Origin of the sequence: Mesorhizobium sp. M1428, assembly GCF_040317515.1 — a bacterium.
In the GTDB taxonomy this organism is placed as follows: Bacteria; Pseudomonadota; Alphaproteobacteria; order Rhizobiales; family Rhizobiaceae; genus Mesorhizobium.
Genome location: NZ_JAMYKT010000018.1, coordinates 97,190 through 108,767, shown reverse-complemented (window position 1 = coordinate 108,767; position 11,578 = coordinate 97,190). Strand labels below are relative to the sequence as shown.

At 62.7% G+C, this 11,578-nt stretch carries 10 protein-coding genes; 3 read left to right on the top strand and 7 right to left on the bottom strand.

The window, feature by feature from the left end; genetic code table 11:
• Window positions 1-133 precede the first annotated feature (133 nt).
• From NKG60_RS23325 to NKG60_RS23305, 5 genes are all read right to left on the bottom strand, one after another.
• On the bottom strand, window positions 134-1,246 hold the full coding sequence (locus NKG60_RS23325) for an ABC transporter ATP-binding protein (RefSeq protein ID WP_352667390.1): 1,113 nt from the start codon (window positions 1,244-1,246) through the stop codon (window positions 134-136).
• Between the two features lie 25 nt (window positions 1,247-1,271).
• Window positions 1,272-2,936 carry a beta-galactosidase BglA gene (gene bglA / locus NKG60_RS23320; protein ID WP_352667392.1) on the bottom strand — a complete coding sequence of 555 codons (1,665 nt, stop codon included), beginning with the start codon at window positions 2,934-2,936 and terminating at the stop codon, window positions 1,272-1,274.
• A gap of 4 nt (window positions 2,937-2,940) precedes the next feature.
• Complete coding sequence (locus NKG60_RS23315; protein WP_352866464.1) at window positions 2,941-4,095, bottom strand: carbohydrate ABC transporter permease; 1,155 nt, start codon at window positions 4,093-4,095, stop codon at window positions 2,941-2,943.
• A gap of 1 nt (window position 4,096) precedes the next feature.
• A complete protein-coding gene (locus NKG60_RS23310; RefSeq protein WP_023680221.1) occupies window positions 4,097-5,110 on the bottom strand; it encodes a carbohydrate ABC transporter permease in 1,014 nt (337 codons plus the stop codon).
• A 225-nt stretch (window positions 5,111-5,335) separates the two neighbouring features.
• Window positions 5,336-6,691 carry an ABC transporter substrate-binding protein gene (locus NKG60_RS23305; protein WP_352452249.1) on the bottom strand — a complete coding sequence of 452 codons (1,356 nt, stop codon included), beginning with the start codon at window positions 6,689-6,691 and terminating at the stop codon, window positions 5,336-5,338.
• Between the two features lie 362 nt (window positions 6,692-7,053).
• On the opposite strand from NKG60_RS23305, the gene NKG60_RS23300 reads away from it, so the two are divergent.
• Entirely contained in the window at window positions 7,054-8,076 is a 1,023-nt protein-coding gene (locus NKG60_RS23300) for a substrate-binding domain-containing protein (RefSeq protein ID WP_352866469.1), read from the top strand.
• An 83-nt stretch (window positions 8,077-8,159) separates the two neighbouring features.
• On the opposite strand, the gene NKG60_RS23295 is transcribed toward NKG60_RS23300, so the two are convergent.
• Window positions 8,160-9,068: a LysR family transcriptional regulator gene (locus tag NKG60_RS23295; RefSeq protein WP_352667398.1), complete on the bottom strand. Its 909-nt coding sequence runs from the start codon at window positions 9,066-9,068 to the stop codon at window positions 8,160-8,162.
• Window positions 9,069-9,163: 95 nt separating this feature from the next.
• Here NKG60_RS23295 and NKG60_RS23290 point away from each other — a divergent pair, with 95 nt between their 5' ends.
• The gene (locus NKG60_RS23290) at window positions 9,164-9,982 is read left to right on the top strand and encodes a class I SAM-dependent methyltransferase (RefSeq protein ID WP_352566969.1); all 819 of its coding nucleotides are present in this window, start codon (window positions 9,164-9,166) and stop codon (window positions 9,980-9,982) included.
• Window positions 9,983-10,005: 23 nt separating this feature from the next.
• Window positions 10,006-10,500, top strand: a complete 495-nt coding sequence (locus NKG60_RS23285; RefSeq protein WP_352866471.1) for a DUF8737 domain-containing protein — start codon at window positions 10,006-10,008, stop codon at window positions 10,498-10,500.
• A gap of 286 nt (window positions 10,501-10,786) precedes the next feature.
• On the opposite strand, the gene NKG60_RS23280 is transcribed toward NKG60_RS23285, so the two are convergent.
• Window positions 10,787-11,308: a YybH family protein gene (locus tag NKG60_RS23280; protein ID WP_352866473.1), complete on the bottom strand. Its 522-nt coding sequence runs from the start codon at window positions 11,306-11,308 to the stop codon at window positions 10,787-10,789.
• Window positions 11,309-11,578: the final 270 nt, after the last annotated feature.

The following is an 11,578-nucleotide window of genomic DNA, read 5'->3' as shown; positions in this document are numbered from 1 at the left end:
TGCCCCTCGGGGCGGCGGCGGGGCGGCCCACCGCAACCTCTTCGCAAAAAAATAACAGCCTAAGTGCAATTCCACACATGCGCGGGGGGCCATGCCCGCCGCTCTTGTTTTTTGCATACCAAAGACGCCCGCCTCAGGCCGCCTTTGCTTCTGCTTCATGGAGCGCGAAAGAGCGCCCGTCCGCGTCGAAAATATGCAGGTCGCCGGCGTCCGCCGTCAGCCGCAGCGTCGCCCCGCGCTTGACCTCGACATTGCCCGGCAGCTTGGTCACCAGCGGCAGGTCGGCGCGGCCGATGTCGACATAGACGAGTTGGACCTCGCCGAGTTGCTCGACATAATCGACCGTGCCTTCGAACAAATAGTCGGCGCCGGTGGCAATCATCAGATCCTCCGGCCGCACCCCGAAGCTCACCGCAGCGCCTTTCGCCGAGGCAGGCGTTGCGATCGGCACCGTCGCCTTGCGGCCGCCGACATGGCTGACGACGGTCGGGTTGCCGGTCCTGTCGATCGTCGCCGGCAGGATGTTCATCGCCGGCGAGCCGATGAACTGGGCGACGAACAGATTGCCGGGCCGCTTGTAGAGCTCCATCGGCGTGCCGACCTGTTCGATATGGCCTTCCTTCAGCACCACGATGCGGTCAGCCAGCGTCATCGCCTCGACCTGGTCGTGGGTGACGTAGATCATCGTTGTGGCCGGCATCGATTCCTTGAGCTTGGCGATCTCGATGCGGGTGGCGACACGCAGCGCCGCGTCGAGGTTGGATAGCGGCTCGTCGAACAGGAAGACCTTGGGATTGCGCACGATGGCGCGGCCGATGGCGACGCGCTGGCGCTGGCCGCCCGACATCGCCTTGGGCAGACGGTCGAGATATTTGGTCAGCTGCAGGATCTCGGCCGCCTGGCGCACCCGCTTGTCGATCTCGGCCTTGCTTTCCTTACCGATCTTCATCGAGAAGGCCATGTTGTCGTAGACGGTCATGTGCGGATAGAGCGCATAGGACTGGAACACCATGGCGATGCCGCGCTTCGACGGCGGCACGTCGTTGACGATCTCGCCGTCGATCTTGAGCTCGCCCGAGGTGATCTCCTCCAGCCCGGCGATGCAGCGCAGCAAGGTCGACTTGCCGCAACCAGAGGGGCCGACGAAGACGATGAATTCGCCCGACTTTATGTCGAGGTCGACGCCGTGCAGAATGTTGAGATTGCCATATGATTTCCTCACTTGCCTTAGCGTGACATCGGCCATGGTACCCTCCAGTTCTTCCTTGAATTCAGTCGATACGCCCGAACCAGGCGCCGTAGCCGCCGAGGCGGATAGTGCCGGCGCCAGTCTGTCCCGAAAACCCGTGTCCCGGCAAGGGCTGCAGTGAGCGGCCGCCAAGATCGACCTCGGCCGGCTTTGCTCCGAGATTGAAGGCGCAGACGATCTGCTCGTTGCCTTCGCGGCGCGTGAAGGCGACGGTGTCGCCCTCGCTTTCGATGAACTCGATATCACCCTTGGCCAGTGCCGGATGAGCGCGGCGGAAAGCCAGGAAGCGCCGGTAGTGCTCGAGCAGCGAGCCGTCGTCGCCTTGCTGCACATTGACGGCTTGCGCAAGGTGCTTGCTGGGCACCGGCAGCCAGGGCTTTGCCGTCGAGAAGCCGCCATTGCGGGCAGCACCGTCCCAAACCATCGGCGTGCGGCAGCCGTCGCGGCCCTTGAATTCCGGCCAGAAGCGGATGCCGTATGGGTCCTGCAGATCCTCGAAGCTGAGTTCGGCCTCGCTGAGCCCGAGCTCCTCGCCCTGATAGATGCAGACCGAGCCGCGCAACGACATCAGCAGCGCCGAGATGACCTTGAGATAGGCGGTCGGGTCGGGCTCGCCGGCTGCCCAGCGCGAGGCAGGGCGCATCACGTCATGGTTGGAGAAGGCCCAGCACGACCAGCCGTCGCTGGCGACCTTGCCGAAGGTTTCCAGCACCGAACGCACCTTTGCCGCGCTGATCTTCTCCGGCGCCAGGAAGTCGAAGGAGTAGCACATATGCACGCGCTTGCCGCCGGCCGTATAGGCCGCCACCACTTCCAGCCCACGCTGCGAATCGCCGACCTCGCCAACCGCGGCCGTCGCCGGATATTCGTCGAGCAAGGCGCGGAAGCGTTCGAGGAAGCCGAGGTTTTCAGGCCGGCTCTTGTCGTAGAGATGGTCCTGGTAGTTGTAGGGGTTCACCGCCGGCGCCGTCTGGTCGTTGCGCTGCTCGGGCGGCAGCGGCGGATTGTCTTCCAGGCCTTGGCTGTGGAAATAGAAATTGATGGTATCGAGGCGGAAGCCATCGACGCCGCGCTCCAGCCAGAAGCGGGTGACGTCGAGCAGCGCGTCCTGGACGGCGCGGCTGTGGAAGTTGAGGTCGGGCTGTTCGGCCAGGAAATTATGCAGATAGTATTGCTGGCGGCTGGTGTCCCACTGCCAGGCCGAGCCGCCGAAGATCGACAGCCAGTTGTTGGGCGGCGTGCCGTCCGGCTTGGCATCCGCCCAGACATACCAGTCGGCTTTTGGATTGCTGCGGCTCGACCGGCTCTCCTTGAACCACGGATGGATGTCGGCGGTGTGCGACAGCACCTCGTCGATCATCACCTTGAGCCCAAGCCGATGCGCCTCTGCGGCCAGCGCGTCGAAGTCGGCCAGCGTGCCGAACATCGGATCGACATCGCAATAATCCGACACGTCGTAGCCAAAATCCTTCATCGGCGATTTGAAGAATGGCGAGATCCAGATGGCGTCGACACCGAGCGCGGCGATGTAGGCCAGCCGGCCGATAATGCCCCTGAGGTCGCCGATGCCGTCGCCGTTCGAATCCTGATAGCTGCGCGGGTAGATCTGGTAGATCACCGCACCTCGCCACCAGTCGCGATCGATGGCGAGATCGGGCTTCGGGGTGGCCTTCAAAGCGGATTGCATGATCTCAACCTCCTTTCACCGAGCCGGCAAGCAGCCCGCGGACGAAATAGCGCTGCAGCGAGAAGAACACGATCAGCGGCACGATGATGGTGACGAAGGCCGATGTCGTCAGGATCTCCCAGTCGCCGCCGCGCGAGCCGAGCAACGCATTGAGCTTGGCGGTCAGCACGATCTGGTCGCCCTCGGTACCGAGGAAAACCATCGCCACCAGCAGATCGTTCCACACCCAGAGAAACTGGAAGATGGCGAACGAGGCCAGCACCGGGAACGACAATGGCAGCACGATCTTGACGAAGATCTCGAAATCGCTGGCGCCGTCGATGCGCGCCGATTCCATGATCTCGCGTGGCAGGCCGGCAATGTAGCTCCTCAGGAGATAGATGGCGAAAGGCAGGCCGAAGCCGGTATGCGCCAGCCAGATGCCGAGGTAGGTCTTCGATGGCACGCCGAAGAAGCTGCCGACGCCGTTATAGAGCTTCAACAGCGGGATCAGCGACATCTGCAGCGGCACGACCAGGAGGCCGATGATGACGGCGATGAGCAGCGCTCGGCCTGGAAAGCGCATCCAGGCCAGCGCGTAGGCGGCGAACGCGGCGATCAGGATTGGAATGACGGTCGACGGAATGGTGACGGTCAGCGAGTTCATGAAGGAGCGGCCGATGCCTTCCGAAAACAGCACCGTGTCGTAATTGTCGGTGGTGAATTTCGGCGGCGCCGACGAGGCGTAATAGACGCGCTGGCCGCGTTCGCTTTCGAAAGCCTTCGGCGAGGTCATGACGAAACTGCCGTCGGCATTGAGCTGCAAGGTCACGCCGTCGCCGAGATCGGCTGTCGTGCCGGCGGGATATTGCGTCGGCGCTGCCGACTTGACGCCGAAGGCGCTGATGTTGCGGGTCGGGCCGTCGCCGAAGATATTGCCTTGCAGGACGAACTTGCCGTCCTTCTCGACCTGCGCCGAGGCGGGTGGCAGCCGTCCGGCTTCCGTCTGGCTGGAACTGGTGAACGAGTTCCACCAGCCCGAAGCGATGATCTGGTCCTTGTCGCGCAGCGACGAGACCAGAATGCCGAGCGTCGGGATCGTCCAGATCGCAACGAAGATGAAGACGGCGATATGAACGCCGAAACGGCTGACAAAGGACTTTCCGGTCGAGACAGTCATCTCAATGCCCTTCCGTCTCTTTGTTCGCCTGGCGGATGTTCCAGACCATGATCGGAATGACCGCGATCATGATGATGATGGCGATGGTGGCGCCGCGGCCGAAATCGCCGCCGCCGCGGAACATCCAATCGAACATCAGATTGGCGAGCACCTGGCTGTTCCACTGGCCGTTGGTCATGGTCAGCACGATGTCGAAAACCTTCAGCACCAGGATGGTGATGGTGGTCCAGACGACGGCGATGGTGCCCCAGATCTGCGGCACCATGATCTTCCAGAAGATCTGGAAAGGGTTGGCGCCGTCGATGACGGCGGCTTCCAGCGTCTCTTCTGGAATGCCGCGCAAGGCCGACGACAGGATGACCATGGCAAAGCCGGTCTGGATCCAGATCAGGATGACCATCAGGAAGAAATTGTTCCAGAACGGCAGCGATATCCAGACCTGCGGCTGGCCGCCGAAATACTGGATGATGGCGTTGAGCAGGCCGATCTGCGTCTGCCCGTCGCCGCGATACTCGTAGATGAATTTCCAGATGACGCTGGCGCCGACGAAGGAGATCGCCAGCGGCAGGAAGATCAGGCTCTTGGCGATGGTGCCCCACCAGATCTTGTCGGTGAGCACGGCGATGATCAGCCCGAGGAAGGTGCAGGCGGCCGGCACCACCGCCAGCCAGATGATGTTGTTGAGGATCGAGTTGCGGAACTCGCGGTCGCCGAACGCCCATTGATAGTTGGCCAAGCCGACGAAATGGGCGCCGCCGCGATCGAGGAACGACAGCCTCAGTGTCTCCACCACCGGGTAGATCAGGTAGATAGTGAGGATGATCATCGCCGGGCCGACGAACAGCCAGGGCCTGATCACCCCCTGCCGGCGCAGATTGTTAATCGCCGCCTTGCCGGAAACGCCGCGTGCCGGAAAGATCGTGTCGAGTGCCTTGTTGGCGCCCCAGAAATAGGCGACGCAGCCGCCCACGCCGATGATGATGACGAATATCGCCGAAAAAATCTGAGCCGCCATGGGTCCCTCCCCCTGCGCACGGATCCGCCAGTCGAGAATGGCTTTGGCGACGGGATCATGCGCCGATTCAGTTGTCTGGAGCGCGACCAGCCGAAAAGCAGGTCACTGGGCGCGCGTCATGCCGGAATGCGTTGTGCTCACGACAATCGACGCGACGCCAAGCACCGGATAAGGTCCGGGCCGTTTTGAGGCCCGGACCGCAACATGGGAACTCAAGCCTGCCGCTTACTTGATCGCGTCCCAGCTTTTCTGGATGTCGGTGGCGACGTCCTGGGCGGACTTGCCGCCGACCAGGTCGATCATGCCGGTCCAGAACGCACCGGCGCCGATCTTGCCCGGCATCAGGTCGGACCCGTCGAAGCGGAAGGTCGAGGCGTTGGCCAGGATCTCGCCCTGCTTCTTCAGCGCGTCGCTGGCATAGGCGTCCTTGTTGACCGACTTGAACGGCGTCACGAAGCCGCCCTGTGCCATCCAGATCTCATGAGCGAGCGGCAGCTTCAGGAATTCGATGAACGCGCGGGCACTCTTGCTATCCTTGGTGATCATGGCCAGCGTGCCGGCGCCGAGCACCGGAGTGCCCAGCTCGGGCTTGGAGGCGTAGGGCGGGTAATAGAAGAAGTCGGCATCCTCGCCGATCTTGGTGCCTTGCGGGAAGAAAGTCGGGATGAAGGATGCCTGGTGGTGCAGATAGCATTTCGGCGGCACCGAGAAGAGGCCCTTCGGGCTGTCGCGGAAATCCGTCGCCGCAACCGCCTTGGCGCCGCCCTCGACCATTTTGTCGTCGGTCGCGATCTTGCCGAAAATGTCGATGGCGTTGACCACGGCCGGATCGTTGAACGGAATTTCGTTCTTCACCCATTTGTCGTAGGTCTCTGGCGTCTGGGTGCGCAGCATGATGTCTTCGACCCAGTCGGTCGCCGGCCAGCCGGTGGCGCCGCCCGAACCGAGCCCGATGCACCATGGCGTGCCGCCGTCGGCGATGATCTTCTTTTCGAGCTCGGCAAGCTCTTCCTGCGTCTTCGGCACCTTGTAGCCGGCTTCCTCGAAATTATCCGGCGAGTACCAGACCAGCGATTTCACGTCGGCCTTGTAGGGGAAGGCGAAGAAGCCGGGCTTGCCGTCCTTGTCCTTGAAGGTGCCGAGGTCGACCCAGGATTGGCCGGCGCCGTAATTGTCCTTGACCCAGTTGGCGGTGTCGTCGCCGAGCGGCGTCAAAAGGCCCTTCGATGCCAGATCCTGGATCAGGCCCGGCTGCGGCAGCACGGCGATGTTGGGCGGGCTGCCGGCCTGCGTGTCGATGACGATCTGCTGCTCGTAATTCTCCGACGAGGAGTACTTGATCTCGGCGCCGGTGGCTTCGGAGAAGTAATCGAGGACGGTGCGGATCAGCCCTTCGTCCTCGCCGCGCCACGGTCCGAAGATCGTCAGCGTCTCGCCCTTGAGGTCGACCTTCTTGAGCTCTTCGTAGTTGGCCCAGTTGAAACGGGGATCTTCGCCCGGCTTGAACTTCAGTTCGGCTTGCGCGGGCATGGCCAGGGCGAGCGTGGCAAACGCAGCGCCCAGCAGAAGCATTTTCTTCATCGGTATTCCCTCCCAGTGGTGACAAACACCGAACGAAACCTCCATTCCGTCCGCCGGCGCTGCAGGACTGTGACTCAGTCGGAAAGGAACTGCAACCTTTCGTGGAGTCTTCCAAAGCGCTTTGGTGATTTTGATCACGCCACTGAATTAATCCGGAGTCAAGAGGGAGCCGGTTTAATCGATTTAATTTCTGCGGCCTGATGCCGGCGAAAGTGCGCTGCAGCACAGTTTTCTGGCGGTGCAGCAGCAAATTCGGCTTCAAACCGGCCCGAACCGTGCGTAAGGTCATTGCGCCCGGCAACGCGGTTCGTAGCGGTCAGGTCGATTCAGATTAAAAGCGCTTTGAGGTTTGGAGGCCTCCGGTGAACCTCAAGCAGCTCTCCCACATGCTGGCGCTTTCGCAGACCACGGTGAGCCGTGCATTGAACGGCTACCCGGAAGTCAACGAGGAAACGCGCCGGCGGGTGATCGATGCCGCCAAGCGTCACGGCTACCGCCCCAATCCGAGCGCGCGCCGGCTGGCGACCGGCAAGACCGGTATGATCGGCTATGTGCTGCCGACGGGGACGACCGTCGATATCGACCCGCATTTCGTCGAGTTCCTGTCCGGCCTCGGCGACTATGCGCGTTCGCACGAGCTCGACCTAGTGCTGTCACCGGCCGATGCCGACGACCAGGAGACGACCTACCGCCGCATTGTCGCCAACCGGCAGGTCGACGCGGTCTATATCTCCTCGCCGAGGCCGGCCGACCGGCGGGTGGCACTCGTCAATACGCTCGGCATTCCCTTCATCGTCCACGGCCGCAGCGAAGGCTTCGATTTCGACTACCCCTTCACCGACATCGACAATGAGGGCGCCTTCCACGAAGCGGCGCGGCTTCTCGTTCAACTCGGGCACAGGCGTCTGGCACTGATCAATGGCGACGATCGCGAGACCTTCGCCATCCATCGCGAGCGCGGCGTGCGCCGCGCGCTTGCGGCAAGCGGCCTGCTGCTTCGCGATCAGCATGTCTGTTCCCTCACCATGACCGAGGAGAACGGCTACCGCGCCGCCAGGCGTCTGCTGGAACAAAGCGACGCGCCAACGGCGATCGCCTGCTCCAGCCTGATCATGGCGCTCGGCGTGGTGCGCGCGGTGCGCGATCTCGGCCTGACCATTCCGGGCGACCTGTCGCTGATCGCCCATGACGACGTCTTTCCGTGGCTGAAGCCGGAGAATTTTTCGGTGCCGCTGTCGACGACACGTTCGTCGATCCGCCTGGCAGGCGCGCGCATCGCCGAGCGCTTGGCCGCACGGATTTCCGGCCTGGAGGAGGGCGCTCGCGGCGAGGTCTGGCCGGTCGACCTGGTGGTCAGGGGATCGGTCGCCGGCGCGCCGGCCTAAGGGCATAACTCAATCACTCTGAACGACCAAAGTCGCCGTTGGGTGGCTGTTGGCCAGCACAGGCAATCGCCATGCGTCATGTCTCAGGCCGCGGACTTGAGGTGATCGATAAAGACGCGCAGCTTCGGCAGGACTTGGCGCTTGCCAAGATGGTAGAGAAAGACGCCCGGCGTCGTCGCAGCGATGTCGTCCAGCACCGATCTGAGTTTTCCTTCGGCTATCGGACCTTCGGCGACGGGTCGAGGCGTCTGCGCCAGCCCAACGCCCTTTGTCGCAGCCCCGAGCAACGTTGGATAGTCGTGCGCGATCAGTGGGCCTGAGACGATCGCCTCGATAGCACCGTTGCCGTCGGCGAAGGTCCAGGGCGCGATGGCGCCGTTCGAGCGGCGCAAGCGCAGGCAGGCGTGGTGGCGCAAGTCGTCGACACGTTCGGGGTAGCCGTGGCGCTCGAGATAGTCAGGGCTGCCGACGACCACGAACGTGAACGGCGGGGTCAGCCGCACCGCGACCATGTCGGCGGCGATGAGCTGGCCGAGGCGGATGCCGGCGTCGAACCCACCGGTCGCGAGATCGACCATCTCGTCGCTCGCGGCGATCTCCAGTTCGATCTCGGGATAAGCTCGGCAGAACGACGCGATCATCGGCTCCAGGATCAATGGCACGACGGCGCGGGGCACGGACAGGCGCAGCAGCCCGGTCGGCCGTTGGCCGACGTCGCGCGCAGCCTCGCCGGCCGCGGCGATCTCCTCGAAGGCAGGGCCGGCGCGGTCGAGGAAGCGCTGGCCGGCCTCGGTCAGACCGACGCTCCGCGTCGTGCGGGCGAACAGCGCCGCACCCATGCGGGCTTCCAGCGTGCGCACCGCCTGGCTCACGGCAGACGGCGTCACGCCGAGATCGGCGGCGGCACGGCGGAAATTGCGGTGCCTGGCGACAGCCAGGAACACCTCGACCCCCTCCAGTGCACCACGCCGGATTGTGTAGTCCTGCTTCATAGGTTGTTCTGATTACAGCGGATAGTCGGATTATGGAAGCGGGCTTAGGTAAGAGCTGCAAGCCAGGAGACATCTTGCCCAGGAGATATATTGCAATGACCGATGAACTTGATGGCGTGCGCGACCATTATCGCGCGACCGGCCTGACCGAGCGACTGAAGACGGTACTGGCGGCCCTCGGCCCGGAGGATCAGCTTCTTACGCCCCAGCAATTGGGCACCCTCGACCAGTTTCACACCCGTGGGCTTGCCTCGACCGCCGAGATTGCCCAATTGGCGGGGATCGCGGCCGGCACGTCGGTTCTGGACGTCGGCTCGGGCGTCGGCGGGCCGGCGCGCTTTCTGGCTGCGACCTATGGCTGCCGGGTTACCGGCGTGGACCTCAGCGAGCCTTTCGTGGATGCTGCGCGCTATCTGACCGAGCGCACGGGACAAAGCGGGCAGCTGTCGTTTCAGACCGCCAGCGCATTGGAGCTTCCATTCGATGATAGCCGTTTCGACGTCGTGCTGCTGCAGCATGTGGCGATGAACATCTCCGACCGGGCGCGGCTCTACGGCGAGATCCGACGCGTGCTGAAACCAGGCGGCAGGTTTGCCACCTTCGACGTCGTCTCGGCCATTGGCGAGCCGCACTATCCGCTGCCTTGGGCGCGAACGCCGGCGACGAGCTTCCTCCTCACAGCCGAAGCGACGGGCGAGGCGATCGAACCGGCCGGCTTCCGCGTGCTGGCCTGGCAAGACGACACCGAGACCGCCAAGGCCTGGTTCGCGCAACTGCGCGCATCCGGGCCGCCGCCTTCACCAAATCTCGGCGTGGTGATGGGACCGGACTTCGCTCAGCTTTCGACCAACCTGGGACGAAATCTCATGCAAGGCCGGCTCGGCGTCCTGACCGCGGTGTTCGAGGCCGTGTGAACCAACTGTTGGGAGGACGTCAGATGTCCACGGAAGTGCTGTTTCAAACCCATCTCGTTCTGGGTTATGTCGCGTGGCTGCTTTGCTTCGGCGCGTACGGTTTGCCGTGGCTCCGGTCGATGGACCGGGTCGCGGCGCAGCGCGCTATCGCTACGCTGCACAGCTTCCGCTTCTTCGGGCTCGTCTTCATGGTTCCGGGCGTCGTAAGCCCCAATCTGCCCGCTGATTTCGCCGTGTTCGCCGCCTACGGCGATTTCGCGACTGGGGTGCTGGCCATGCTGGCGCTGCTCACGGTGAGGATACGCTGGTTGTTCTGGCCGTTGGTCGTCGCCTTCAACGTCGTAGGGATGGTCGACCTCATCGTCGACTATTATCACGCCATTCAGATCGGCCTTCCTGCACGCGCGGGGGAACTGGGCGCAACCTACGCGATCCCGATCATCTACGTACCGCTGCTGATGATCACACATATCGCCGCGTTCTATTTTCTGGCGCGTCCTCGGCAAAACACGACTTGAGCGGGCAATTTCTTGGCCGCCTCGGCCGCCTTGGCGTCCAGCAGGCCAAAGCCGAAATCATAGTCCTGAAGCCGGAAAATTTTTCGGTGCCATTGTCGACGACGCGCTCGTCGATCCACCTGGCCGGCGCACGCATCGCCGATCACTCCGGGCGACCGAGTTCGACCCAGAGCGGCCGTCCGCCCCTGCGAGCCCGATGACGCGCGCCAACCCTTAGCAGAACGGACTGAAGAATAGCCGCGCTGCAGCAGCAAACGAGATCGATCGCTTCCCCATACCAAAACCGCTATCGGTGGAGTACCGAATCGGCCGGCTGAGCCGTCGTTATCGGATCGGCATGACGATGCACAATCTTCCACAGACCATCTTCTGGGCGAAAGACGCTCGTCGCGCGTAACGCAAGAGGCGTGACATCGCTCCGACCGCCAACCTTGGACCTGAGCTGCTCCACTTCGACGATGTATGCCAGCTCGGACGTCACACATTTCGCTATGTTCTCGAAGCCGGTAGCGTCGCCGTCCCTGTAGTTCGATGCCGCTTGCTCCATCGTCTCAACCACCTGTTTCCATCCATGCGCGAAAGGGCCAAACGGATTGCCCAGTGTTACATCGTCTCGTTGGGAGAAGAGCTTCTCCGCTGGCGCGGGGTTTCCTTTCATGAACTCATCCAGGGCCAGGTGGTATTTTTCAACTGCTTGATCGAAGTCACTGGCGTCGAGGGACACGTCATCCTCCCTGTCGTTTTTATTTCTGATCCAGACTGGCGACCACAGGTCTACATTCTGTGTGCCCGCAGCGGTGAAGGTCATTATAGCACGGCGTGAGACAAGTTTCGCGACAGCGTTGTGAGACGGCTCGGCAAATCGCCGCTCTCCACCGAGGCCGGTGGAAACCCGTCGCGATATCCTGAGCGTAGAATTCTGTTCCCGAATAATGCTGCTGCTGCCCTTGGGAGGCATAGACGTTCTCAGTTTATACAAAGGTCAGGAACAATATTCTTAGAGCATCGGCCAGAGTCGAGTTTTACACGGCCTCCACCCTTCTCGGCCATTTGCGACAACCAACTGATTGAGCTTTGA